Source organism: Micromonospora sp. NPDC049101 (genome assembly GCF_040648675.1).
In the GTDB taxonomy this organism is placed as follows: Bacteria; Actinomycetota; Actinomycetes; order Mycobacteriales; family Micromonosporaceae; genus Micromonospora.
This window is the reverse complement of record NZ_JBEZED010000003.1, coordinates 394,091-418,023: the sequence shown is the minus strand read 5'-3', so window position 1 is coordinate 418,023 and position 23,933 is coordinate 394,091. Positions and strand designations below refer to the sequence as shown.

General features: G+C 72.4%; 24 protein-coding genes. 10 read left to right on the top strand and 14 right to left on the bottom strand.

Annotated features, from left to right (window positions below; all coding sequences use genetic code 11):
• On the top strand, positions 1–390 hold a 390-nt coding region (locus AB0B57_RS06080; protein WP_357065564.1), incomplete at its 5' end, for a DUF222 domain-containing protein.
• A gap of 280 nt (positions 391–670) precedes the next feature.
• Here the strand turns inward: AB0B57_RS06080 and AB0B57_RS06075 are convergent.
• Positions 671–1,501: an NAD-dependent epimerase/dehydratase family protein gene (locus AB0B57_RS06075; protein ID WP_357065561.1), complete on the bottom strand. Its 831-nt coding sequence runs from the start codon at positions 1,499–1,501 to the stop codon at positions 671–673.
• Positions 1,498–1,914, bottom strand: coding sequence for a nuclear transport factor 2 family protein (locus AB0B57_RS06070; protein WP_357065558.1), 417 nt, complete (start codon positions 1,912–1,914; stop codon positions 1,498–1,500). Before AB0B57_RS06070 ends, AB0B57_RS06075 begins: the two co-directional genes overlap by 4 nt.
• Positions 1,915–2,014: 100 nt before the next feature.
• Here AB0B57_RS06070 and AB0B57_RS06065 point away from each other — a divergent pair, with 100 nt between their 5' ends.
• Positions 2,015–2,572, top strand: coding sequence for a helix-turn-helix domain-containing protein (locus tag AB0B57_RS06065; protein WP_357065555.1), 558 nt, complete (start codon positions 2,015–2,017; stop codon positions 2,570–2,572).
• Positions 2,573–2,623: 51 nt separating this feature from the next.
• Here AB0B57_RS06065 and AB0B57_RS06060 read toward each other — a convergent pair whose 3' ends face one another.
• Together AB0B57_RS06060 and AB0B57_RS06055 are read right to left on the bottom strand one after the other, a co-directional pair.
• A complete protein-coding gene (locus tag AB0B57_RS06060) occupies positions 2,624–3,913 on the bottom strand; it encodes a helix-turn-helix transcriptional regulator (protein WP_357065552.1) in 1,290 nt (429 codons plus the stop codon).
• A gap of 16 nt (positions 3,914–3,929) precedes the next feature.
• Positions 3,930–4,127 (bottom strand): hypothetical protein, encoded by a 198-nt coding sequence (locus tag AB0B57_RS06055; protein WP_357065549.1) that lies wholly within the window; start codon positions 4,125–4,127, stop codon positions 3,930–3,932.
• Positions 4,128–4,394: 267 nt separating this feature from the next.
• Here AB0B57_RS06055 and AB0B57_RS06050 point away from each other — a divergent pair, with 267 nt between their 5' ends.
• Positions 4,395–4,622 (top strand): winged helix-turn-helix domain-containing protein, encoded by a 228-nt coding sequence (locus tag AB0B57_RS06050; RefSeq protein ID WP_357065546.1) that lies wholly within the window; start codon positions 4,395–4,397, stop codon positions 4,620–4,622.
• A 148-nt stretch (positions 4,623–4,770) separates the two neighbouring features.
• Here AB0B57_RS06050 and AB0B57_RS06045 read toward each other — a convergent pair whose 3' ends face one another.
• The gene (locus AB0B57_RS06045; protein WP_357065543.1) at positions 4,771–5,223 is read right to left on the bottom strand and encodes a type II toxin-antitoxin system VapC family toxin; all 453 of its coding nucleotides are present in this window, start codon (positions 5,221–5,223) and stop codon (positions 4,771–4,773) included.
• Positions 5,216–5,455: an AbrB/MazE/SpoVT family DNA-binding domain-containing protein gene (locus AB0B57_RS06040; protein WP_357065541.1), complete on the bottom strand. Its 240-nt coding sequence runs from the start codon at positions 5,453–5,455 to the stop codon at positions 5,216–5,218. Before AB0B57_RS06040 ends, AB0B57_RS06045 begins: the two co-directional genes overlap by 8 nt.
• A gap of 240 nt (positions 5,456–5,695) precedes the next feature.
• On the opposite strand from AB0B57_RS06040, the gene AB0B57_RS06035 reads away from it, so the two are divergent.
• Positions 5,696–7,921, top strand: coding sequence for a maltotransferase domain-containing protein (locus AB0B57_RS06035; protein WP_357065539.1), 2,226 nt, complete (start codon positions 5,696–5,698; stop codon positions 7,919–7,921).
• Positions 7,909–10,011, top strand: coding sequence for a 1,4-alpha-glucan branching protein GlgB (glgB, locus tag AB0B57_RS06030; protein ID WP_357065537.1), 2,103 nt, complete (start codon positions 7,909–7,911; stop codon positions 10,009–10,011). The genes AB0B57_RS06035 and glgB overlap by 13 nt, the downstream gene beginning before the upstream one ends.
• A 63-nt stretch (positions 10,012–10,074) precedes the next feature.
• On the opposite strand, the gene AB0B57_RS06025 is transcribed toward glgB, so the two are convergent.
• The 3 genes from AB0B57_RS06025 to AB0B57_RS06015 form a co-directional block, all read right to left on the bottom strand.
• The gene (locus tag AB0B57_RS06025) at positions 10,075–10,503 is read right to left on the bottom strand and encodes a DUF6346 domain-containing protein (RefSeq protein ID WP_357065619.1); all 429 of its coding nucleotides are present in this window, start codon (positions 10,501–10,503) and stop codon (positions 10,075–10,077) included.
• A 201-nt stretch (positions 10,504–10,704) separates the two neighbouring features.
• On the bottom strand, positions 10,705–11,088 hold the full coding sequence (locus AB0B57_RS06020) for a hypothetical protein (protein WP_357065535.1): 384 nt from the start codon (positions 11,086–11,088) through the stop codon (positions 10,705–10,707).
• A 135-nt stretch (positions 11,089–11,223) separates the two neighbouring features.
• Positions 11,224–12,264: a phosphatase domain-containing protein gene (locus AB0B57_RS06015; RefSeq protein ID WP_357065533.1), complete on the bottom strand. Its 1,041-nt coding sequence runs from the start codon at positions 12,262–12,264 to the stop codon at positions 11,224–11,226.
• A 162-nt stretch (positions 12,265–12,426) separates the two neighbouring features.
• Between AB0B57_RS06015 and AB0B57_RS06010 the strand changes: the two genes are divergently transcribed.
• The 4 genes from AB0B57_RS06010 (at position 12,427) to AB0B57_RS05995 (ending at position 16,711) form a co-directional block, all read left to right on the top strand.
• Entirely contained in the window at positions 12,427–14,046 is a 1,620-nt protein-coding gene (locus AB0B57_RS06010) for a hypothetical protein (protein ID WP_357065531.1), read from the top strand.
• 52 nt (positions 14,047–14,098) lie between these two features.
• The gene (gene yaaA / locus AB0B57_RS06005) at positions 14,099–14,896 is read left to right on the top strand and encodes a peroxide stress protein YaaA (RefSeq protein ID WP_357065529.1); all 798 of its coding nucleotides are present in this window, start codon (positions 14,099–14,101) and stop codon (positions 14,894–14,896) included.
• A 108-nt stretch (positions 14,897–15,004) separates the two neighbouring features.
• Entirely contained in the window at positions 15,005–15,667 is a 663-nt protein-coding gene (locus tag AB0B57_RS06000; RefSeq protein ID WP_357065528.1) for a hypothetical protein, read from the top strand.
• A gap of 126 nt (positions 15,668–15,793) precedes the next feature.
• Positions 15,794–16,711: a TAXI family TRAP transporter solute-binding subunit gene (locus AB0B57_RS05995; RefSeq protein ID WP_357065616.1), complete on the top strand. Its 918-nt coding sequence runs from the start codon at positions 15,794–15,796 to the stop codon at positions 16,709–16,711.
• A gap of 9 nt (positions 16,712–16,720) precedes the next feature.
• Here the strand turns inward: AB0B57_RS05995 and AB0B57_RS05990 are convergent, their stop codons facing one another.
• The 3 genes from AB0B57_RS05990 to AB0B57_RS05980 form a co-directional block, all read right to left on the bottom strand.
• On the bottom strand, positions 16,721–18,181 hold the full coding sequence (locus tag AB0B57_RS05990; RefSeq protein WP_357065526.1) for an ATP-binding protein: 1,461 nt from the start codon (positions 18,179–18,181) through the stop codon (positions 16,721–16,723).
• Between the two features lie 9 nt (positions 18,182–18,190).
• The gene (locus tag AB0B57_RS05985; protein ID WP_357065524.1) at positions 18,191–18,847 is read right to left on the bottom strand and encodes a response regulator transcription factor; all 657 of its coding nucleotides are present in this window, start codon (positions 18,845–18,847) and stop codon (positions 18,191–18,193) included.
• 83 nt (positions 18,848–18,930) lie between these two features.
• Positions 18,931–19,242: a hypothetical protein gene (locus tag AB0B57_RS05980; protein WP_357065523.1), complete on the bottom strand. Its 312-nt coding sequence runs from the start codon at positions 19,240–19,242 to the stop codon at positions 18,931–18,933.
• A gap of 115 nt (positions 19,243–19,357) precedes the next feature.
• On the opposite strand from AB0B57_RS05980, the gene AB0B57_RS05975 reads away from it, so the two are divergent.
• On the top strand, positions 19,358–19,696 hold the full coding sequence (locus AB0B57_RS05975; RefSeq protein ID WP_357065521.1) for a DUF952 domain-containing protein: 339 nt from the start codon (positions 19,358–19,360) through the stop codon (positions 19,694–19,696).
• A 75-nt stretch (positions 19,697–19,771) separates the two neighbouring features.
• Here the strand turns inward: AB0B57_RS05975 and AB0B57_RS05970 are convergent, their stop codons facing one another.
• Both AB0B57_RS05970 and AB0B57_RS05965 read right to left on the bottom strand, forming a co-directional pair.
• On the bottom strand, positions 19,772–21,463 hold the full coding sequence (locus AB0B57_RS05970) for a CDP-glycerol glycerophosphotransferase family protein (RefSeq protein WP_357065613.1): 1,692 nt from the start codon (positions 21,461–21,463) through the stop codon (positions 19,772–19,774).
• 280 nt (positions 21,464–21,743) lie between these two features.
• Entirely contained in the window at positions 21,744–23,852 is a 2,109-nt protein-coding gene (locus AB0B57_RS05965; protein WP_357065519.1) for a DUF6077 domain-containing protein, read from the bottom strand.
• Positions 23,853–23,933 lie beyond the last annotated feature (81 nt).

Genomic DNA, 23,933 nt, shown 5'->3' with positions numbered 1-23,933 from the left:
GCCGAGGCCGTGCGCCGGCTCGCCTGCGACGCGGCGGTCCTGCCGGCCGTCCTCGGTGGTTCCGGCCAACCCCTCGACGTCGGCCGGCAACGCCGCCTCATCACCGGCCCGCTGCGCCGCGCCCTAATGCTGCGCGACCGAGGCTGCGCCTTCCCCGGCTGCGACCGACCACCCCGCTGGTGCGACGGCCACCACATCCGACACTGGGCCGACGGCGGCCCGACCAGCCTCGACAACGCCGTCCTGCTCTGCGGCCACCACCACCGACACCTGCACCACAGCGACTGGGTCGTCCAGCTCGGCGGTGACGGCCACCCCGAATTCATCCCACCCGCCTGGCTCGACCCCGACCAACTCCCCCGCCGCAACCACTACCACCGGCGCAACTGAGGCCTGTTTCATCAGGGCGGTCGTGCCGAGGCGGAGTCCGGGCGGCGATCCGGCAAGGCGCGGTTTCGTCCGGATACAACACCGGTATCCGGATGAAACCGCAACGCCGGTCGTCGTTCAGGCCCGCCGCAGGCCGGCCTGTGGCGGGCCCGGGCGGCGACCGGCCGCGTTGGAGATTGGTCCGGGTAGAACACCGGGATCCGGGCCACTCTCCGCCTCGGCGGGCCACCCGACGCCGCGTCCCCAAACTCCGGACAGGACACCGACAGCCGACCGGGTGTCAGCCTGGACGGTCGTTGCGGAGGCGGTCCCGGCAGAAGTCCCGGAAGGATCGTGGCGTACGACCTGTCACATCTGCGACGGTCGACGTCGTCCGGTCCTCCGCGCCTGCCGCGATCGCCGTGTCCAGGCTCGCGAGGAAGCGGGCGAAGTCCGGCGGTATGCCGTTCGCGCTGTGGCGTTCGGCCAGCTCCGCCGGGTCGATCGCCCGGTGCCGGACCGGCCGGCCACCGACCTCGGTGAGGACGGCGGCGACAGCGTCGTAGCTCAGCGCCTCTGGTCCGGTGATGATGTGGTCGGTGTTGTGCGGCGTCGGGTCCGTGAGAGCCCGCACCGCCACCTCGGCGATGTCGGCAGGATCGACGAAGCCGACCCGGGCGGTGCCGGTGGCGCTGACGATCTCGCCATGGTCGCGGGCGCTCACCGCGTACGGCTGCTCACCCACGAAGTTCTCCATGAACCAGGACGGCCGCAGTACCGCCCATTCCGCGAACAGCTCACCGAGGCGTGCGTGCACCAGGCCCAGTCCGTGCTCGGCGGGTGGGACGGCCGAGGAGCTGAGCAGCACCACCCGGCGGACACCGGCGCTGCGCGCCCGCTCCAGGAAGGGCAGCATGATCGGTGCCGGGTCGACCTCGCCGACCGGGGGGATGGCGTAGATCGCGCGCACGCCACCCAGAGCGTCCGGGTGGGTGGTCGGGTCGCGCCAGTCGAAGCGGACCCCTCCGGTGGCGGGGCGTCGGCTGGCGATCCGGGTGGGGTGACCGCGCTCGGCAAGCGTGGCGGCGACGATACGGCCGGTGGTCCCGGTGCCACCGATGACCAGGATCATGAGCGCACCAGGCCGCCACCGAGCAACTCCTGGGCGGCGATCGGATCCCAGTAGTCGCGATAGTGCGCGAGCCGCCCGTCCCGGATGGTCAGGACGGCGATGTAGCGCACCTCGTACGGTCGACCCGTCGCGACGACGAACCCGGAGGCGGCGAACTCGACGACGATGACCTCGGGGTCCCTGGTCTCGTGCACGGTTCGATCGCGGATCTCGCGGACGTCGAGCAGGTCGGGGTAATTGATCAGGTACTCGTGCAGCTCGGCGCGGCCAGCTACCCGACGCGGCTGGCCGGGCGGTGCGAACGGGAGCTCCAGCACCGCATCCTCGGCAAACAGCGCGATGAAGCCGGCCATGTCCTTGGCGAGCAGCAGCTCCATGCCGCGATGGAACACGGCGGTGGGATGGTCCGACATGATCGTCCTTTCGTCGTCCGGGACGGTCGCGATAAGATTCGGACCGCCGGTCCGCTTAAACTATACGGACCGCTAGTCCGTTTGGCGAGAGGGGTGCCCGGTGCGGGCCGATGCGCTACGCAACAGGGAGTCGGTGCTGGCCGCCGCCGGGCGTCTCTTCGACGCCGCCGCCGACCCCGATCAGGTGTCGATGGACGACATCGCCACCGCCGCCGGCGTCGGCAAGGGCACCCTGTTCCGGCGCTTCGGCGACCGCATCGGGCTCATCCGCGCCCTCTACGAGCAACGGGGACTGCGGTTGCGGGATGCGCTCGCGGTGTCACCCGACCGGCCGGCGGCGGAGCAGGCCGTCGACCTGCTGCGGGCCATGCTGCGCTTCAAGCTCGACAACCGGGTGCTCACGCTGGCGCTGGAGAGCGCCGGGGGCGGCAGTCCGTACCGCAATGAGGCGTACGACCACTGGCACGCCCTGCTCGCCAGCCTCGTCGCGGAGGCACGCGGCCCGCAGGCGGCGGACTACCTGGCCCACGCCCTGCTCGCCGCCGTCCGCAGCGACCTGGTCGAGCACCTGCGCGACTGGCCCGAAGCGCGGTGGCACGAGGGACTGACCGCACTCGTCGACTCCGTGCTCGGGGACGACGGCCGCCGCGCTGACTGATTCCCCCCGGGCCGGGCACGCCACCATCCCGCGCCGGCCAGGTGACGCCCGTCAGGCGACGCCGAGGGTGGTGGCGAGCTGGACGATGCCGGCGGGCGCGTCGGCGGACCGCCACACGACGGCGACCAGCTTTCGTACCGCCGGACGGTCGTGCACCTCGCTGTGGGCGGCGCGTTCCGCGTCGAGAAGCGTCCGGCCAGCCCGGAGCATGTCGCCGGCCAGGGCGTACGCGCGGGCCACATCGAGGAGGTACGCGGCACGGTGCTCGGGCGGCAGCCACCGCCACTCCTCGCCGGCCACCAGCCGCTCGTGTCGAGCGGTGGCCGTGGTGACATCGCCAAGGGCCGCCTCGGCCACCACCCGGCCGGCCTCGACCACAGCCCGGCCAAAACCCACGCCGCCAAAACCCACGCCGCCGAGGCCCGCGCCGCCAAAGCCCGCGCCGCCGAGGCCCGTGCCGCCGAAGCCCTCGCCACCCAAGCCCGCGCCATCGGTACCGCTACCGCCGCCGGCCCCGTTGCCGTCCGCACCGAGCTTCCCAGCGATCTCCGTGGCCTGGTCGAGCGCGCGACGCGTGCCATGGTGGTCTTTGCCGCCGGCAGCGGCGAGCGCGGCCTGGATCAGTAGCGTGCCCCGAAGCGATGAAACGACCGGCGAGTCGTCGCCGGCCCGGAACGCACCGAGGCGGTCAGCGGCGACGAGCGCCGCGTCCAGGGCGGACCGTCGTCGACCACGGGACCGCAGGGCCTGACTCAGTGACACGGTGGCGACGGCGGCCACCTGCGGAGCGTCAGTCGCCTGGGCGGCGGCCATCGCACGGTCGGCGGCCAGCCAGGCCAACTCCCCCTGGTCGACCTTCACCAGCACCAGCGCCGTGAGCGCGTACACCCGAGCCAGCAGCGCGTCGGTCACGCCGGGGCGGGCGGCCTGCGCTTCGCGCGCGGCGTCGAGCAGGCCGGGCAGCAGTGCCAGCAACGCCGGGTACCGGGCGTGCCGATAACTCTGCTCGGCGTGGTCCAGCCGGGCACGCAACTCCTCAACCAACGGCGGCCTGGTCGTGCCCCGTAGGTGATAGCGCGCCAGCGCCGTCCGGATCCCATCCACCCCGGCGGCGACCGGAGTCGGCCGCAGGGGCCGGGTGGCCAGCAGAACCTCCACGTCGATGCGGAGCGTCTCGGCGACCTCCCGAAGGTTGGACACCCGCTCCAGCCGGCGTACCCCACGCTCGACCTTGTCCACCCAACTCTTCGACTTGCCCAGCCGGTCGGCGAACTGCTGCTGGGTCATGTTGCGCCGCACCCGCCACTGCGCGACCCGGCGACCCACCGGCAGCTCGTTCACCGCCGGCCCGTCCCGCTCACCGCAGCACCCCCACCACAAACAACAGGAGTACGACCACCGCGATCGCGATGCCGTAGGAGTACTGCCGCCGGGTCAGCGGCGCCCGCGTCGGCCGGGGCGGACCGGGCACCCGATCTCCGTCCGGCTGCGGAGGCCGAGCACCGGCAATCGGGTACGCGGGCGGCAGCGGCCCCTCCGGCAGACGCTCGTCCAACTATGCCTCCTAGCGGCGCGACGGAGATGGTCGGTGGGTGGTGGTCGTGGTCGGTCGGTGCTGGGCGATGGAAGGTGCAGGTCGGGGCGGGTCGCACGGGGAAGCCGTTGCATGTCCCCCGCGTGGCCGCTCGGGACACTCCGCTGCTGACGAGAGGATCCCTGTCGCCTTCCAACTTAGAAGGCACTGCCTTCACAGTCAACAGAGCATGCACGGTGTGTCACTCATGGTGCGAAGATCGGTGCGCTGACGAGAGGTGGCACCGCCATGCCGCAGGCACCGCTTTACGAGCAGATCATCACTGACGTTTCGGCTTCGATCCGGGCGAGCACGCTGCAGCCCGGCGACAAGCTGCCGTCCATCGCCGAGATGCGCGAGCAGTACCAGTCAAGTGCCTGGCCAGTGCGTTACGCGCTCCGGATTCTGGAGGAGCGAGGCTGGATCGTCACCCGCCAGGGCAAGGGGTCGTTCGTGGCACCGAACCCGCCCGCCTGACTCCGTTCGCGCCCCTCGCCGGCCTAGATCCACTCGGGTTTCAGGAAACCGCCGCATCCGGGTCGCGTCGATGCCGCGCTTTCATTGAACCCGTGTGGATCTCGACGGCGGTCGGCGCCCATGGCCCCGGCCATGGGCCCGGGGGCGGTCAGTCGCCGGGTGTGGTCAGCGTCAGTGTCGGGAAGTACGTGCGGTATCGCGCCCCATCACGGGTCAGCAGGTTGTAACGGCACACGGCCGCATGCGCGCCGATATAGAAGTCGGCAAGCGGCGACCGCTTCGCGCCGCCCAGCCTCCGATATCGCGCATAGGCCTTGCCTGCGAGGAAGCCTGCCAGGTATGGAAGCTCCTCGCGAAGGAAGTCCCCAGCCGGCAGCGCCTCGTCCAATTCCTCAATGCGGTCGAAGCGGACCGACACCTCGGCGTACACGATCGGGTTGATCACCAGATAGCCCGCGTCACGGGCCTCGGCGAGGGCGGTCCCGGACCACTCCGCCCACTTCGGGTCATCGGTCAGGATGTCCAGCAGCACGTTGGTGTCGACCAGGGTCGTCACCGCCTCGGGCGGACGTGGCGGCACCGCGCGGAGCCGATCACTCACCACGCAGCAACTCCATCAGCTCCTCGGTGGACATGTGCTCGGTCTCCTTGGCGCTCCCCCGGCCCCGCATGTGGCGCACGAGGCGCTCCCCCCGGGTGTCGGCACCGTGCACGCGCACGATGCGGAGGGCCCCGCCCTCCTCCACCACATCGACCTCATCACCCTCATGCAGGTTGTATTGGGCCCGCAACGCTGCCGGAATGGTGACTTGGCCCTTGCTATTCAACCGCATACCCGACCCCCTGTCACGTGTCACATATGATACGCGACACTGATCCCTGTGCATCACACATGATGCGTAGCCATCGCCCGGCCTAGATCCACTCGGGTTTCAGGAAACCGGCGCATCCGGGTCGCCTCGATACCGCGGTTTCAAGGAACGCGTGTGGATCTTCACGCGAGACCCCGGGGTGAGGGGCGGACCGGCGGGCTTGGCCGCGCGCGAACTGATCTCGCGCAGTAGGTTGGCGGGGTGACTGGACGGTTCCCGATCGAAGACGTCTCCCCTGTCGTCTCGTGCGGGCGGTACCCGGCCAAGGCGGTGGTCGACGAGCCGGTCCCGGTGTCGGCCCGCGCCTACCGGGAGGGGCACGACGCGCTGGGCTGCAACGTGGTGTGGGCTGGTCCGGACGGCGCGAGCCGGCCGTTCACCCGGATGCGCCCCGGCGAGCCCGGCCAGGACCGCTGGCACGCCACCATCGCGCCGGACGCGGTGGGCGAGTGGACCTTCGCCGTCGAGGCGTTTCAGGACCCGTACCTGACCTGGCAGAACGCGGTGACCAAGAAGATCGCCGCTGGGCAGGGGCCGGAGGATCTGGCGAACGACCTGGCCGAGGGCGCCCGGGTGCTGACTGCCGCCCGGGGCCTCGTGCCGGCCGCCGACCGGCCCCGGGTCGCCGACGCGCTCACCGCGCTCGTCGACACCGACCTGCCGCTGCCGCAGCGGGTCGGCCCGGCGCTGGCCCTGGCCGACCTGCTCTGGGCGCACCCGGTGCGCGAGTTGGTCACCACCGGTGACACGTACTCCATCTGGGTGGACCGCAAGCGGGCCCTCTACTCGGCCTGGTACGAGTTCTTCCCCCGCTCCGAGGGGGCGACGCAGGACCGGTCCGGGACCTTCGCCACCGCCACCGAGCGGCTGCCGGGCGTGGCCGCGATGGGCTTCGACGTGCTCTACCTGCCGCCGATCCACCCGATCGGCCGGGTCAACCGCAAGGGCCGCAACAACGCGCTCACCGCCGGGCCGACCGACGTGGGCTCGCCGTGGGCGATCGGCGCCGCCGAGGGCGGCCACGACACGATCCACCCCGATCTGGGTACGCCGGCAGACTTCCGGGCCTTCGTCCAGGCGGCGGCGGCGCAGGGCCTGGAGGTGGCGATGGACCTGGCGTTGCAGTGCGCGCCGGACCACCCGTGGGTCACCGAGCACCCGGAGTGGTTCACCACCCGGGCCGACGGCAGCATCGCGTACGCGGAGAACCCACCGAAGAAATACCAGGACATCTACCCGGTCAACTTCGACAACGACCCGGAGGGCATCCGGGCCGAGGTGCTGCGGGTGGTGCTGCACTGGGTGGGCGAGGGCATCCGGATCTTCCGGGTCGACAACCCGCACACCAAGCCGTTCGACTTCTGGCACTGGCTGATCGCCGAGGTGAAGTCCGTCGACCCGGACGTGCTGTTCCTGGCCGAGGCGTTCACCCGGCCGGCCATCATGCACGGGCTCGGCAAGATCGGCTTCACCCAGTCGTACACCTATTTCACCTGGCGCACGACTGCCGCGCAGATGCGGGAGTACTGCGAGGAACTGGTCGCGTCGGCCGACCACATGCGGCCGAACTTCTGGCCGAACACCCCGGACATCCTGCACGAGTCGTTGCAGCACGGCGGCCCGCCGATGTTCAAGATCCGGGCGGTGCTGGCCGCACTGCTCTCCCCCTCCTGGGGCCTGTACGCGGGCTACGAGCTGTTCGAGCACGTGGCCCGGCCGGGCGCGGAGGAATACCTGGACAACGAGAAGTACGAGCTGCGCCCCCGCAACTGGGCCGGCGCCGAGGCGCAGGGCCGCTCGCTGGCGCCGTTCCTGGCGACCCTCAACCGGGTACGCCGCGACAACCCCGCCCTGCACCAGCTCCGCAACCTGGTCTTCCACGAGATCGACAACCCGGCGCTGCTGTGCTGGTCGAAGCACGACCCGGACACCGGCAACACCGTCATCGTGATCTGCTCGTTCGACCCGCGCATCGTGCAGTGGGGCAACACCACCCTCGACATGCCGGCGCTCGGCTTCGACTGGCACGAGCGGTTCACCGTGCACGACGAGCTGACCGGCACCAGCTACGACTGGGGTCAGCGCAACGCGGTACGGCTCGACCCGTACCTGCAACCGGCGCACGTGTTGACCGTGCGCCGGCCCACCCCGCCGACCGAGCCACAGCCGGCGGGCGTCGAACCGGCGGACCTCACCGTCGCCGAGGTGCCGGACGACCTGTCCGGCGGCACCGCGCCGACGACTCCGGCCACCACGGCCCCGGCCCCGGCCCCGGCCCCGGCGACCACGACCACGACCACGGCCCCGGCCACCACGACCCCGGCCACTGTGGCGTCCCGGCTGTCCGCCGCCCGCTCGGCTGCCGCCCGCTCGTCCCGTACCGCACCGACCGACGCCGCCCCGAAGGACGACAGATGGACCAGCTGATCACCGGCGCGACGCACGACCCGCACGCGCTGCTCGGCGCGCACCCCGCCGACTCCTCGACGACGATCCGCACGCTGCGTCGGGGCGCCGGGGACGTGGTGCTGCTCGTCGGCGACGAGCGGTACCCGATGAAGCGGGTGCACGACGTGGGCGTCTTCGAGGCCCAGGTCGACGGCACCGTGCTCGACTACCGGGTGGAGGTCGACGGCACCGCCCACGACGACCCGTACCGCTATCCGCCGACCCTCGGTGAGCTGGACCTGCACCTGATCCGGGAGGGCCGGCACGAGCGGCTGTGGGACGCGCTGGGCGCGCGGGTCTTCGACGAGGGTGTGGCGTTCAGCGTGTGGGCGCCCAACGCCCGCGGGGTGCGGGTGGTCGGCGACTTCACCGGCTGGGCCCCCGACGACGGCTGGCCGATGCGGTCACTCGGCTCCAGTGGCGTGTGGGAGCTGTTCGTCCCCAACGCCCGGGTCGGTGCCCGCTACAAGTACCGGGTGCTGGGTGCCGACGGGCAGTGGCGGGACAAGGCCGACCCCCTGGCCGCGTACGCCGAGGTGCCGCCGGCCACCGCCTCGGTGGTACACCACTCGACGTACCTGTGGAACGACGCGGACTGGCTGGCCCGGCGGGCCGAGCGGCGCCCGCACCAGGAGCCGATGAGCGTCTACGAGGTGCACCTCGGTTCGTGGCGGCCCGGCTTGGGCTACCGCGAGTTGGCCGATCAGCTCACCGCGTACGTGACCGAGCTGGGCTTCACGCACGTGGAGTTCCTGCCGGTGATGGAGCACCCGTTCGGCGGTTCGTGGGGCTACCAGGTCACCGGCTACTACGCGCCGACGTCCCGGTTCGGTGACCCGGACGACTTCCGGTACCTGGTCGACAGGCTGCACGCCGCCGGCGTCGGCGTGCTCCTGGACTGGGTGCCCGCGCACTTCCCGAAGGACGAGTGGGCCCTCGCGCGCTTCGACGGCACCCCGCTCTACGAGCACCCCGATCCGCGCCGCGGCGAGCACCCCGACTGGGGTACGTACGTGTTCGACTTCGGCCGCAACGAGGTGCGCAACTTCCTGGTCGCCAACGCGCTCTACTGGTGCGACCAGTTCCACGTCGACGGGCTGCGGGTGGACGCCGTCGCCTCGATGCTCTACCTGGACTACTCCCGGGAGCACGGGCAGTGGGCCCCGAACCAGTACGGCGGTCGGGAGAACCTGGAGGCCATCGCGCTCATGCAGGAGGTGAACGCGACTGTCTACAAGCACCACGCCGGGGTCGTCATGATCGCCGAGGAGTCCACCGCCTGGCCCGGCGTCACCCGCACGACGGCCGAGGGCGGGCTGGGCTTCGGGTTCAAGTGGAACATGGGCTGGATGCACGACACCCTGCTCTACACCTCGAAGGACCCGATCTACCGCCAGCACCACCACCACCAGCTCACCTTCTCCCTGGCGTACGCCTGGAGCGAGAACTACGTGCTGCCGATCAGCCACGACGAGGTGGTGCACGGCAAGGGCTCACTGGCCGGCAAGATGCCCGGCGACACCTGGCAGCGGTTGGCGAACGTGCGCGCGCTGTTGGCGTACATGTGGGCGCACCCGGGCAAGCAACTGCTCTTCATGGGCTCCGAGCTGGCCGACGACCGGGAGTGGAGCGAGGAACGCGGCCTCGACTGGTATTTGCTGCACGACCCGGCCCGCGCCGGCGTGCAGCGCCTCGTCGCCGACCTGAACCGGGTCTACCGGGACACCCCGGCGCTGTGGGCACAGGACACCGACCCGGCCGGGTTCCGCTGGATCGCCGGCGACGACGTCGCCAACAACACCGTGTCGTTCGTCCGGATCGCCCCGGACGGCTCGACGCTGGTGTGCGTGGCGAACTTCTCCGCCCAGCCGCTGCACGACTACCGGATCGGCCTGCCGGCCGGCGGCACGTGGACGGAGGTGCTCAACACCGACGCCCACCACTACGGCGGCTCCGGGGTGGGCAACCTGGGCCAGGTACGCGCCGAGGACGTGCCGTGGCACGGGATGGTCGCCTCGGCCGCCCTCCAGGTGCCGCCGCTCGGCGCCGTCTGGCTGCGCCAGGGCTAATCCGCTGAAGCCGTCCCCACGAGCGCGTGATCCTGAGCAGCTCAACCCGTTACGCCTCGTCGATCATGGAGTTGTGGTGGGTGGCAAAGCGCCCGCACAGCACCGAATCAGGCACCACAACTCCATGATCGACATGGTTCTCCGCGACACCACGGTACGCACCTCGCGACCGTCGCGGGTCTGGACCGTCACCGCGCAGTGCCACCAGTAGCCGAACCCATCGCCGCTCACCGGACCGACCCGGCGGCACTCGTGGACCGTCGCCTCCACCGGCTGCAGGGCAGGGGTGAACTTGAACACTCCCACGCCCGGGTAGCAGCTCCGCACGGTGTCCAGCGCCAGCATCGAGGCGACGAGGCCGGCCGCGAACTGCGTCAGCCGCCCCCCAGAACGGCCCGCGCCGCTCGTACACGGCGGTCTGTTCGCCCGGTAGGCACGCGGCCTCGTCCATGTCGCCGTCGTTCGGCTCGGCCGTGCGTGCCACGCATCCACCGTCACGCCCAACTCCTGCCCAGGCGGGTCGGATGGGACCGTAGCTCAGCACGGCAACCCGGGCGGCGGCCAGGATCGGCGGTCAGACCAACACCTCACCCCAACCGTTCGCCGGATTCCTGCTGAACATCACCATCATGAAGCCGAACACGGCCCACAGCAGCAGGCCGCCGAACCACGCACCCCAACTCCTCATCGGCATCAGAGCCCTTCGCGAATAGCCTGCCTGATCCGCCGAACTGTCTCGTCCCGATAGGGAACAGCGTCGCGCGCCTGCCAGACGAAGCCCGGACCCGTGGGGAGGATGGCGCAGAAGGAGACGGTGTCGCCGTACCGGGAACTGATCGTCAACCGCGCGCCGGACGCGGGTTCGGCGGCCGTCACGTCCGGAAGGCTCATCGACTTGGCGCGAACCCAGGCCTCTCCAGGGTTGTGGATTTTCCAGATCCGAGCAGGAGCGAAGAGCAGGCGCCTGGTGGTGAGGACGAGGAGAGCACCGTAGGCGCTGAACACCGTTCCACCAAAGGGAAGGTATCCCCGCTGGGTGAACAGGACGGGCTCGTCAGGCGCCAACTGTGGCTGCACGTATCGCACCATCGACCCCCGCTCCGGCCGCCCACGGCGGCTGCTCGGGTGGGACCGTAGCGCAGCGCGGCAACCCCGGCGGCGGTCAGGCCGGGCCGGCGTCGGCGGCTGGCCGTCGCGGCCCGTGACCGGCGGTCAGACCAGGTTGGCGTCGCGCAGCAGTTGCCACAGGCCGGCGCCGTCCGGCGCGGAGAGCCACTTCTGCCCCACCGGCCCCGACGACGGGCGGCCGGCCGGGGCGGGCAGGGTGCCGGCCAGCACGGACTGCGTCGGGGAGAGCCGGCGGATCGCCACCCCGGCGACGTTCTCCGGGTGGGCGGCGGCGAACTCCCGGTAGATCTCCTGGTCGTGCTGGCCGTCGTCGCCGACCAGCAGCCAACGCACGTCGGGGAACTCCCGGGCCAGCCGGGCCAGGGTGACCCGCTTGTGTTCCATTCCGCTGCGAAACCAGCGGTCGGCGGTCGGGCCCCAGTCGGTGAGCAGCAGCGGCCCGGCCGGGTAGAGGTGTCGGGACAGGAACCGGGTCAGGGTGGGCGCCACGTTCCACGCGCCGGTGGAGAGGTAGAAGACCGGGGCGCCGGGGTGCGCGGTGACCAGCCGCTCGTAGAGCACGGCCATGCCGGGCACGGCGTTGCGGGCGTGCTCGTCGAGGACGAACGTGTTCCACGCCGCGAGCAGCGGCCGGGGCAGCGCGGTCACCATCACCGTGTCGTCGATGTCGGAGATGATGCCGAACTTGACCTCCGGGTCGAGGATGCGCACCGGCGCGTCGACCGGCTCGGCGTCCGGGACGCTGAGCCGAACCGTGCCCCAGCCGGGTGGCAGGTCGGCCTCGACGAGCGTGTCGACGAAGCCGCTGCGGTCGGCCTGCGTCTCGTGCCGTACCCCGCCGGCCTCGATGGTCACCGTGACGTGCTTGTTGGGCAGGGTGGTGAAGCTGCGCCAGCCACGGACCTTGTCCAGCCGACCCCGCTGCCGGGTGTCCGGTCGGCCCAGCAACACCCGGCACATCACCCGCACCCAGCCCGGGGCGCCATAACCGGTGTACGCGACGATGTTGACCCGCCAGCCGGTGCGCCGCAGCCGGCGCTGGACGAGCTGGTGCACGGCGTCCTCGATCCGCGCAGCCCGGTGCAGGTTCGGAACGGCCAGCTGGCCGGCGGGAGTGGGTGGCACGCGCCAACCCTGCCACACCTCGGCAGACACGGCCACGCGAGCCGATCCCGGCCGCGCCGATCCGCCCCGGCCACGCGAGCCGATCCCGGCTGCGCCGATCCGGCCCGGCCCGCCCGCCGTCCGTGAAACACTCCGGTCGGGACGACGACGGGGGCGTTGGTCGTGTCGCATCCAGAGCAGCACCGTGGGCGTTGGCGCCCACGACTCGACCGACCGGCGCTCGTCGCGCTGCTGTTCGGGCTGGCCGGCGTCGGTTATCGGCTGGTTCTGACGCTGTTCACGGTGCCGGTCTCGAACAGCGACGAGGCCACCTTCGGCCTCGCCGCGCTGCACATCGGGCAGGGCCGGGAACGCCCGGTCTTCCTGTACGGCCAGCACTACATGGGGATGTTGGAGTCGTACCTGGCCGCGCCCCTGGTGGCGCTGGCCGGGCCGAGCTGGCCGGTGCTGCGGCTGCCGATGCTCGTGCTGTACGCGTTGTTCCTCTATCTGATCCACCGGCTGACCCGCCGGCTCTGCACACCCTGGTTCGCCACAGCCGTCGTCGGCCTGCTCGCGCTCGGCGGCGAGCGGGTGGTTCGCGACCAGCTCACCGTCGTCGGTGGCCGACCGGAGGTGAAGCCGGCGGTGCTGCTGATGCTGCTGATCACAGTGGGGTTGGCGGCCGGCACGGTGCGCCGTCGGCGGCTCGCCGTCGCGCTGTTCGGCCTGCTCGTCGGGTTGGCCGCCTGGTCGGACTGGCTGATCCTGCCGTACCTGGCGGTGGCCGGGCTCGCCCTGGTGTGGGCGGTGCGGCGGGAACTGCTCGGCTGGTCCGGCCTGCTGCTGGTGGCCGGGGTCGTGGTCGGGATCGCGCCGATGGTCCTCGACAACCTGCGCGCCGGGCCGGGTGAGGACTCGCTGACCGTGTTCCGGGAGGTCAGCACCAAGGCCGGTCCGTCGCCGCCGTGGTCCGACCGGATCCGAGGCGGCCTGCTGGAGGGCGTACCGCTGGCACACGGGCTCTGCCCGGTGGAGGGCTGTGGACGCTGGCAGCAGTGGTTCGGGGTGGCGTACCCGGTGCTGCTGGTGGTCGGCGCGGCGCTCGCGGCACTCGCGTACCGCGGGGCGGCCGCGGGGCCACGCGGGGACCGGGTCGGGCCGGTCGTGCAGCTCGCGCTTGTCGCCGGTGCGGCGTTGACCCTGTTGTCGTACGTGCGCAGTCCGCTCGCCGCGACCAGCCCGCTGGACAACGCCCGTTACCTGTCGGTGCTGCAACTGTCGCTGCCGGCGGTGCTCTGGCCGCTCTGGGTGGCGGCGCTGACCGCCTGGCGGGGCACCAGCAGCGTGCTCGGCCGGGTCGCCGGCGCGCTGTCCGCCGCCGTGCTCGTCGCCCTGGCCGCGACCACGCTGGTGATCACCGTGCTCTTCGCGATCACCGGCACCGCCGCGTCGCGCACCGAGGAGCGCCAGGCCCGGGAGTTGGCCGCCGCGCTGCGCGCCAACGGCCCCCACCAGGTGTACGGGGACTACTGGACCTGCAACCGACTGATCTTCAACACGGACGAGACGGTGATCTGCGCGGTGCTCGACGGTGACCTGTCCCCCGGGCAGAACCGCTACCGCCCGTACTGGCGGCAGGTGGGGCGGGCCGAACGGCCGGGCTACGTGGTGGAGGTCGACTCCCCGATGGACCGGCGGCTGCGCCGACTGCTCGCCGACCGGGCCGACACCACGCCGGTCCGGGAGGTCGGCGGCTATCGCGTGTACCACCCCGAGGCCCCGGTGCGGCCCTGGCGGTAACGGCGGGTCGTACGCTGGCCGGGCCGCCGTCCCGCCCGTCGAGGAGACCCCGATGCTCATCCTGCTGCCGCCCTCGGAGGGCAAGGCCGACGCCGGCACCGGGCGGCGCTGGGCCCCGGAGCGGCTCTCGCTGCCCGAGCTGAACCCGGCCCGCGAGCGGGTGCTGGACGCGCTGGTGGCGCTGAGCGCCGGACCGGACGAGGCGACGGCGCGGGCGGCGCTCGGCCTCAGCGAGGGCCAGCGGGGCGAGCTGCGCCGCAACGCCCGGCTGCGGGAGGCGGCCACCGCCCCGGCCGAGCGGCTCTACACCGGGGTGCTCTACGAGGCGCTGGAGCTGGCGTCGTTGCCGGTCGCGGCGCAGCGGGCGGCCCGCCGGTCGATCCTGATCAGCTCCGGGCTGTGGGGCGCGGTGCGGCTGGCGGACCGGATCCCCCCGTACCGCTGTCCGATCGGCGCCCGCCTGCCGGGTGTCGGGGCGTTGTCGGCGTACTGGCGTCGGGAGCTGGCACCGGCGGTGGACGCCGCCGCCGGCCGGGGCCCGGTGCTGGACCTGCGCTCCGGCGCGTACGCGGCCACCTGGACGCCGCGCGGGGAGCTGGCCGAACGGACCGTCACCGTGCGGGTGCTGCACGAACGGGAGGTCGACGGCGTGCCGGTCCGCTCGGTGGTCAGCCACTTCAACAAGGCGACCAAGGGCCGGTTGGTCCGTGACCTGCTCGTCGCCGGTGCCCGGCCGCGCTCCGCCAGGGAGTTGGTCGGCACGCTGCGGGAGTTGAAGCACACAGTCGAGGAGCAGGCCACCGCGCCCGGCCGGGTGCGCCAGGTGGACCTGGTGGTCGCCGACCTGTAGCGGCGGGCGGCAGCCGCAAGATTTGCTCAAGGCTGGGCCGGAGGAGTTCCGTAACGGCGGCAAACCGGCCACGGTAGGGGAACCCAGACTCCGACGAGGGAGCCTTCGTTGACCCGCGAACCCGCCCTGCTCGACCGGCCGCGCTCGGCGGCGCCACCCCCGCTGGACTGGCTGACGCTGGGCGACGCGTTCGAGGCCGCCTGCCTGCTGCGCTGCACACCGTCGCCGACCGCCGCCCGACCGAACGCGGCGCTCCCCGCGCACCTGCCCGGGGTGGAGTTCAACCGGGAGGACGCCGCGCAGCGGATGCGGCAGTTGCTCGCCCGGTTGGACATCCCGGTCACCCACGAGGTCGCCGTCGGGGGTCTGCGCCGCCGCTACGAGCTGCACCGGCTCTGGGTGCCCCAGGAGCAGCGCGGCACGTACACCCGGATGTTGGACGCGGGCTGGTGGCAGGGGCGGCGTGAGCTGCTCGGTGGGCCGCTGCCCGGCGCCTCGCCGGCACGCCGGCGGTTGGTGACCCGACTCGCGGCGGCGGCCTGGCGGTCCGCCCTGCTGGCGGCCGGCCGACACGTCCGCCGGCACATCCTCGGTGTGCGGCTCACCGACCGGGAGTTGGCGGCGGTGCTGATCCGCAGCGCCGCCGTGCTCGACGTTCCGGCCCGGCTGAGCGCGGGCACCGGCTGTTTCCTGGTCAGCGTGGCCGACGGCCCGGACCGGACGCGGATCCTGAGCAACGCGAAGCTGGAGCCGGCCCGCCCGGCCTGCTGACCGGCGCGCGGGCCGCACCCGTCCGGCCCACCGCCCGCACGGAGCTTGCGCGCACCGGTCCGACGGCGCACAGTGCATCGCGTGAGACGTACCTCATTCCGCCGGCCCCGGCGCCACCGGGCGAGGCTGGCGGCCCTGTTGACGGTGCTGCTGACCGCGACCGCGAGCTCCGCCGGTTGCCAGGACGCCCCCACCGAGCCGATGTTGATCCGGATCGCCACCGGCAGCCCCACCGCCGTCTACTACGCGTTCGGGCAGTCGCTGGCGACCATCCTCAACCGGGAACTGCCCGACGTCGACGCTCGCGTGGTGATCACCGCCGCCTCCGCGGAGAACGTCCAACTTGTCGAGTCCGGCCGGGCGGAGCTGGGCTTCACCCAGGCCGACGTCCTGCCCACCAGCACCGCGGGAAGCTCCTCGGTCCAGGCGGTCGCCCGGGTGTACGACGACCAACTGCACCTGGTCACCACTGCTGGAGGGCCGGTGCGCAAGCTCGACGACCTGCGCGGCCGGCGAGTCTCCGTCGGCGCACCCCGATCGGGCACCGAGATCACCGCGACCCGGCTGCTGGAGGTGGCCCGCCTCGACGGCGACACGGTACGCCGTACGCGGCTCGGGCTGGACGACTCGGTGACGGCGCTGCGCTCCGGGCAGATCGACGCGTTCTTCTTCTCCGGTGGGCTGCCGGTGTGGGGCATCGAGAACCTGGCCCGGCAGCGTGCCACCCGGATCGTGGACCTCAGCGAGTGGACCGAGCAGCTGAGCTCGTGCTACGGCCAGGTGTACGTCTCCCGGGACATCCCCCGCTCCGTGTACGGGGTGGACGCGGTGACCACGGTGGCCGACCCGAACTATCTGGTCGTCAGCGCCAGCCTGCCGGAACCGTTGGTCCGGGAGGTGACCCGCCTGCTGATGGACGGGCGGGCCGAGCTGGCCGCCGCGCATCCCGCGGCGGGGCGGATGAGCCCCCGCTCGGCGATCGTCACCGCGCCGCTGACGCTGCACCCCGGCGCCGCCGCCTGGTACCGGGAGGCCAAACCCTGACGGCGGGTGCTACCGCGTCAGGGTGGGCCGCCAGTCGGTGACCGGCACGTCGTCCACCGGCTCCGCCGACAGCGCGGGCTCCGGGTCCGGCTCCGGCTCCGGCTCCGGCGCGGGAAACCACAGGGCGGCCACCAGCCCGCGCGTCTCCCCCGGGCGCATGGTGAGCCGACCGTCGGACGCGTCCACCAGCACGGCGGCGATGGTCAGGCCGAGCCCCGCGCCGTCCACGTTCTGCGCGTCCGGCGCCCGCCAGAACCGCTCGGTCGCCTGGCCGAGCTGACTCCCGGTCATGCCCGGGCCGGAGTCGCGCACCTCCAGGGCCACCCCGTCGTCGCGGCGGGCCACGGTCACCGTCACCGCCCCGCCGGCCCCGCTGAACTTCACCGCGTTGTCGATGAGCGCGTCCAGCGCCTGGTCGACGGCGGTCGGCACGGTCTGGGCGTACGCCGGGGCGTCGGTGGTGGTCAGCCGCAACGCGACGGCACGGTGCCGGGCCAGCGGCGCCCACGCGGCCACCCGGGACGCGGCCACCGCGGCGGCGTCCACGGTGACCCGCTCGTTCTCCTCCCGCTCGGCGCGGGCGAGGGTCAGCAGCGCGTCGAGCACCAACGCCAGCCGGTCGGTCTCCTCCAGGGCCAGCCGGTGCTCGGCCCGGCCCTCCGGGTCGGTGAGGCTGGGGCCCAGTTCCTCCACCCGCAGCCGCAGCGCGGTGAGCGGGTTGCGCAGCTGGTGGCTGGCGTGCGCGACGAAGGCACGCTGCCGGTCCATCACGTCGGAGACCACGTCGGCCATGTGGTTGAAGCTGGCCGCCAGGCGACGGAGCTCCGGCGGGCCCGGACGCTGCTGCACCCGGGCACCCCGGTCGCCCTCGGCGATCTCGTGGGTGACCGCGTCCAGCTCGGTGACCGGGCGCAGCACCCAACCGGCCAACCCGAACGCGGTGAGCACGCAGGCCAGCACGGCGAGCAGGCCGGCCAGGGCGAGCAGCAACCACCAGACGGTGACCGCCCGGCGGATCGGGTCGGCGGGGGTCACGATCACCACCGCGCCGAGCACCTCACCACCGTCGTTGATCGGCACCGCCACCACCACCGGGCCGGTCGTCCACGGCCACACCAACTCGGGGGCGCTGGTCTGCTGCCCGGACAGCGCCATGTCCAGCACCGACGCGGCCCCCACACCGGGCTGCCAGCTCGGCGACGCGACAGATGTGCTCCCGTCCCGGTCGACGATCGCCGCACCGATCGCGTACAGGTTGTCGTAGCTGGTCAGCTCCGACTCGATCGGGCCCGGCCCACCGTCGCGCAGCGCCGGCCCGGCCAGCGAGGCGAACCGGGTCGCGTCGGCGAGCCGGTCGGCACGGACCTGTTCGGTTTCGCGACTGGCCATGGTGACCGCCAACGGCGTCTCCAACGCGATGAGGACGAGCACCATCAGCAGCAGGTAGCTGATCACCAGTCGACGACGCATGTCCGCCCCTCACGCATCGCGCAGCCGGTAGCCGACGCCACGGACGGTCTCCACCAGCCGGGCGTCGCCGAGTTTGCCGCGCAGGGACCCGACGTGCACCTCGACGGTGTGCCGGTCGGCCCAGGTGGTGCCCCAGGCGTCCAGCAGGATGCGGTCGCGGGGCACCGCCACCCCCGGCTGGCGGGCCAGCGAGAGCAACACGTCGAACTCCTTGCGGGTCAACGTGACGGCCCGGCCGTCCACGGTCACCGTCCGCGCGGCCACGTCGATGTGCACCGACCCGGCCTGGATGAGGTGCCGCTGCGGTGCGGCGTTCGCGGCCCGGCGCAGCACCGCCTCGATCCGGGCCTGCAACTCCACCATCGAGAACGGCTTGACGACGTAGTCGTCCGCGCCGAGACGCAGGCCCAGCACCCGATCGCGTTCCTCACCCCGCGCGGTCACCGCGATGATGCCGAGCTGGCTGCTGCGCCGGCGCAACTCCCGGCACAGGTCGGTGCCGTCGCCGTCGGGCAGGGTCAGGTCGAGCAGCACCAGGTCGCACGGGGCGGCGGAGAGCGCGGCGGCGACGGTGGCGGCATGCTCGACCTCGTACCCCCGGCGGGTGAGGGCGGAGGAGAGCGCGGCGGCCACCCGGCGGTCGTCCTCCACCAGCAGGATCCGCACCCGTGCCCCCGTCCGTCGCAGCGCTGTCCTGCGCATGGTGGCAGAAACGCGCACCCGGCGGAAAGCCGCGTGTCGGGTCGGACCTACAGGCCGAAGACGTCGTCGGCGGTGGCGTCCCGGACGCCGTCGGTGAAACCGCGGAAACCCGGGTCCTCGTGGCTGGCCGGCACGCTGGTGACGGTGACCCCGCCCGCCTGGGTGACCGCGTCGACCAGGGGCGGATAGTCGATCTCGGCGTCGTTGAAGGCGTCGTCGTCCGCCTCGGCCAGGTTGATCACGTGCTGTACGTCATCGGACGGGGTGTCCGGGTCCTCGGCCCACTCACCACCGGCCCGGTAGCACTCGTCGTACAGCGCGCGCTGACTGTCGGTCCAGTCGTCGTCGTAGCTCTGCATCGCCCATCCCTCCGCGGCCCTTGACCTGAGCATGCCCGGCCCGGGGCGACGGGCGCGGCGGTACCGAGGAAAACCGGGCGAGTGTGCCGACGGCACCCCCCCGTAGGCTGCGACGGTGATCTACAAACTGTTGTCGAGCGCGGAATGGGACGACGCCCTCGCCGCCGGCGCCTTTCCCGGCTCCGCCGTGGACCGGCAGGACGGCTTCATCCACCTCTCCGGCGCCGACCAGGTGGTGGAGACGGCGCGACGGCACTTCGCCGGCGCGACCGGGTTGACCCTGCTGAGCGTGGCGGAGGACCGGCTGGGTGACACCCTGCGCTGGGAGCCGTCGCGCGGTGGGCAGCTCTTCCCGCACGTGTACGGCCCGCTGCCGGTCGCGGCGGTCATCGCGGCGCAGGCGTTGCCGGCGGACACGCCGGCCGCCGACGCGGTGGCCGCGCTGCTGGGTTGAGCCGGAAGCGCCCGGCCCGAGAGGTGTCGGGTCGGGCGCGCAACGGGGCTCAGCGGCAGAGCCGCGCAACGGGGCTCAGCGGCAGAGGCGGTCGATCTCCTCCTGGAACCGGTCCATCGGGTTCGCCTCGGCCGGGCCGAGCAGGTAGGTCTTCAGCTCACGGCGGGCCTCGGTCATCGGGTCGTCACCGGCCCGGGTCAGCGCCACGATCTTCTCCAACTCGCCGCAGTCCTTCGAGAGCAGGTACGCGGCCCGAGCCGTCGGGTACTCCCGGCGGAAGTCGTCGTCCGACAGGCCGGCCGGGTTGGCCACCACGTACGGCCGCTGACTCTGCACGAAGTCGGAGACCACACTGGACACATCGCTGATCAGCAGGTCGGTCTGGTTGAAGCAGTCGAACAGCGCCGGCGTACGGCCGGTGACCACCAGGTGCGCGGTGCCGTCCAGGGAGGACGCGTTCGGGTCGCCGCCGGCGGCGCGGATGGCCGCCACGACCCGGTCGTGCACCGCCCTGGCCGCCCTGGACCGCGACCCGGTGAGCGGGTGCGGCTTGTAGATCAGACGCAGCCGGGGCGTCGTGGCGAGCAGCCCCTTGACGATCCGCTCACCCATCAGCACCAGGGAGGTGTGGTACGGGTCGTCGTCGAGCCAGCCCTCCCAGGTGGGGGCGTAGAGCACGGTGAACGGCCGGTCCACGAACTCGGCGCCGAAGGTGTGCACGCCGGCGAGCTGCGGGCGGCCGATCTCGACGATGTCCGAGTCGAGCACCCCCACACCGGCGCGCGCGTAGCGCTCCCGGCCGGCCAGGCCGGCGACCCAGACCTCGTCGTACACCTTGCTGTAGGGGTTGACGCTGGCCTGCTTGTCGCTGTCGCCGTGCCCGACGAAGACGTGCTTCGTGCTCGGCTCACGCAGCATGTGGATGTTCGCGCCGACGTTCGCGGAATAGAGCGCGGCGCGGATGCCGGTGAGGTCGAGGTTCATGAAGTCGACACCGGTCGGCACACAGATCACCGGCAGCCGGGTGTCGGCCAACTCCAGGAACGCGTCCCGGTTGCGCAGCAGCACCACCGCGCGCTGCTGGAGCGCCTCGGTCGGGGCGAGCCACATGTTGGCCTGGTAGACGTCCTTGGCCGGCCCGGCGAAGTAGAGCGCCACCTCGGGCCGGTAGGTGTCCAGCCAGCGCTGCACGGCCGGCAGCAGCGGCCCCTCCCCCGTGCTCCGGCCCCGGCCGCGCAGCCAGGTCAGCGCGGTGATGGCGCCCACCAGGCCGGTCGCCACGACCGCCACCGCGGCGGCGCCGAAGAACGGCGTCGGGTCGTGCCGCACCGCGGCGGCCACGGCGGCCGGCACCAGCAGCAGGTTGAGCAGGGGCATCCGGTCACCGGTGACCGCCGCCACCCACGCTGGCAGTTGCGGGGCGGAGCGCAGCTCACCCAGCTCGATGTTGCGCACCATGGCGGAGAGCGGGTTACGACGCTCGATCATGATGGAGAGCGCCCCGGCGAACACCGACACGACCCACACCGCGGCCGGCAGCGCCAGCAGCAGGGTCAGCTCACCGCCGCTGAGCCGCACCTCGGCGGCGACCAGCAACACGGCCGCGAGGTCCCGGGTCAGCTGCCGGTACGACCAGTGCAGACCCACCTTCTCCAACAGCAGCTGCGACATCGGCGACCAGCGGGCGGCGGCGAACTCGCCGATCACGGCGGCCAGTCCGGCGACGGCGAACAGGCCCACCCAGCCGAAGACACCCGCGACGAGCATGACCAGGTAGGCCAGCACCAGCAGCGCGGCGCTGACGGCCACTCCGATGCGACCTGAGAACGTGCCGAACAACGAGTTCGCTCCCTACGATTTCCGTATCGGGCTGGGCTCGGTCTGCGCAGACCACAAGCCGGGACCGCAGCGCCTGGTGGACGCTCGTCACGTCACGGCAGCCCCCGGCTGACGAACGTGACTGCGACCCTAACGCGAGACTGCGTGATGGTATCGAGCGGGTATCCGTGCGGAAAACCGACCAAACCGACCGCCAACCCGACCCGTCTCAGGATCCGCCGGTGGGCGAGCCGGGGCGATAGCAGACCATGGCGCCCGGCGCCTTGCGCGACGCGAAGGGTGCCAGCCCCAGGGCGGGGGTCGCCGCCGCGCTGACGGTGTTGCTCTTCCACAGGCACACCATGCCCACGCCGACCCTGGCCATAGCCTCGGCGACCGCGGGAACGGAGATGGGTTCCGTGCCGTCGGCGAACCTCGCGAGCAGCAGCCTGTCCTGCGCGAACGGCGTCTCGGGTCCGTAGTCGGTGAGATACAGGTCGCGGGGCAGCACCACGCGGACCTCCGAGGTGACCTGCGGGAGCGCCCGCATCACCGACGACGGTGCGAGGACCAGGCCGGCCGGGTGGTCCAGCTTCTCGATCCAGAAGGAGGCGGCCTTGCGGTTCTCCGGCATCCGCCAGGTCGGCTTCGCCTTGATCACCTGCCCCTCCCACATCGGCTTGCCCTGGGTGAAGAAGAGGAACACCAGGACGACGGGGAGGGCGAAGGCGAGGACCCGGCTCGTCCGGGCCAGCCCGGGCAGGCGGATGACCGCGAGGACACCGACGAGCGCCGGCACGGGCAGGATCCACGGCACCCGCCAGAGCACGGCCGTCAGCCCGCTGAGGTCACCGCCGAACTTCAACAGGCCGGGGACCATGAGCACCGTGACCGCCAGTGCGGCGCCGACGGCCAGTTGCTGCGGCACACCACGACGGAGCAGGAGCGGCGACCACCAGACGGCGAGCCCACCGATGACGCCGAGGACGCCGAGCCACAGCGTCAGCTCGTAGATGGTCCGCAGCGGCAACAGCGGAGAGTACGTCGCGGCGGCCTCCTCCACCCCACCGCGCAGAACCTGGACGAGCACCCCGGACAGCAGGGGGTAGACCGAGAGCACCGCGAAGCACACGATGGCCTCCCGGGTGCGCCGCGTGGCGAGCAGCACCGCGCCGGCCGCCGCGGCGAGCAGCGGCAGCAGGAAGACCGCGGTGGTGGTGTAGCCGACAGCAGCGACGGAGAGCAGGGTGAGCAGGAGCAGGGCCCGCCGCGAGCGGTGCTCCAGGTAGTCGGTGAGGTACACCCAGGCGAGGGGGATCAGCGCGTGGACGAAGACGCTCTTGCCCTGAGTCAGCCGGGGTAGGTGGTAGGTGTTCAGGGCGTCGGCGTAGTACGCCACGAGCAGGATGTAGGCCGCCGCGACGCCGAACGCGACGAGCGGGCGTCGCGGGGCCCAGCGCAGCACGAGCCGCCACAGCGCGAAGACCGCGAAGACGGCCAGCACCGGCAGCAGCAGATACCACAACACCGACGCCGTGTGCACGTGCAGGGCGCGGGCGAGCGCCCCGATGAACACCTCGAAGGAGGGCAGCGGCGGGTTCGCCGAACCGCCCGGCAGCACGCCCTCGGTGAACAGGAAGTCCTTGAACGGGATGTTGTCCCGGTCGGCGACCCAGACCGACTTGCCGACGTAGAAGACATCGTCGAGCGACACCCGGTCGATCAACGTGGCGAAGTAGGCGGCGGCCAGGGACACGACGACGACCACGTACCCCTGCACGGGGGTGGTCCGCTGGCCGGCCGGCGCGGCGACCGCGTCGGTCGCCCCGCCGCGGCGGGGCAGGGTCAGCCAGGCGGAGACGACCGAGACCAGGCCGAGCCCGGCGGCCAACCACCAGCTCACCGCGCCACGACCGAGGGCGGCGAACAACGCCGCGCCGAGGGCGGCACCGACCGGCAGCGCGTACCGACGCAGCAGCGACGCGCGGTCGGCGGGCACGTCGGTCGGGGCGGGGACGGCCTCGTCGTCGGCCTGCCGCGCCACCGGGTCGTGACGACGCAGCCGCCAGGCCGCGTACGCCGCGACCGGCTGCAGGACGACCCAGATGAGGAAGACGACGGACGGGCGCAGGTCGAGGCCGAGGTTGAGGTGGTAGAGCAGCGTCCAGATGGCGAAGCTCACCACCGCCGCGTCGGTGCACACCACGGGTGCGGCCGCCACCGCGGCGTTGAACCGCCCGATCAGACCGCGGCCCCGTGCGGGTCGAGCACCCGCGCTCGGGGTGTCCTTCTGGCTGCCTGCCGCTGAGGCCACAACAGCGTCTTCGACGTGCGTCACGGGGCGTCCTTGTCGTCCGGCGGCGGGTTGAGGGGCGAGAAGCGGATGTCTGACCGGTGACCGGCCGGGGGTCAGGGGGCA

Bases quoted from the DNA above. Each gene is read 5' to 3' on its own strand.
- AB0B57_RS06050 (WP_357065546.1), top strand. From the start codon at position 4,395: ATGCCGCAGGCACCGCTTTACGAGCAGATCATCACTGACGTTTCGGCT.
- yaaA (WP_357065529.1), top strand. From the start codon at position 14,099: ATGCTCATCCTGCTGCCGCCCTCGGAGGGCAAGGCCGACGCCGGCACC.
- AB0B57_RS06040 (WP_357065541.1), bottom strand. From the start codon at position 5,455: ATGCGGTTGAATAGCAAGGGCCAAGTCACCATTCCGGCAGCGTTGCGG.
- AB0B57_RS05980 (WP_357065523.1), bottom strand. From the start codon at position 19,242: ATGCAGAGCTACGACGACGACTGGACCGACAGTCAGCGCGCGCTGTAC.
- AB0B57_RS06075 (WP_357065561.1), bottom strand. From the start codon at position 1,501: ATGATCCTGGTCATCGGTGGCACCGGGACCACCGGCCGTATCGTCGCC.
- AB0B57_RS06070 (WP_357065558.1), bottom strand. From the start codon at position 1,914: ATGTCGGACCATCCCACCGCCGTGTTCCATCGCGGCATGGAGCTGCTG.
- AB0B57_RS05970 (WP_357065613.1), bottom strand. From the start codon at position 21,463: ATGCTCGTCGCGGGTGTCTTCGGCTGGGTGGGCCTGTTCGCCGTCGCC.
- glgB (WP_357065537.1), top strand. From the start codon at position 7,909: ATGGACCAGCTGATCACCGGCGCGACGCACGACCCGCACGCGCTGCTC.
- AB0B57_RS05990 (WP_357065526.1), bottom strand. From the start codon at position 18,181: ATGCGTCGTCGACTGGTGATCAGCTACCTGCTGCTGATGGTGCTCGTC.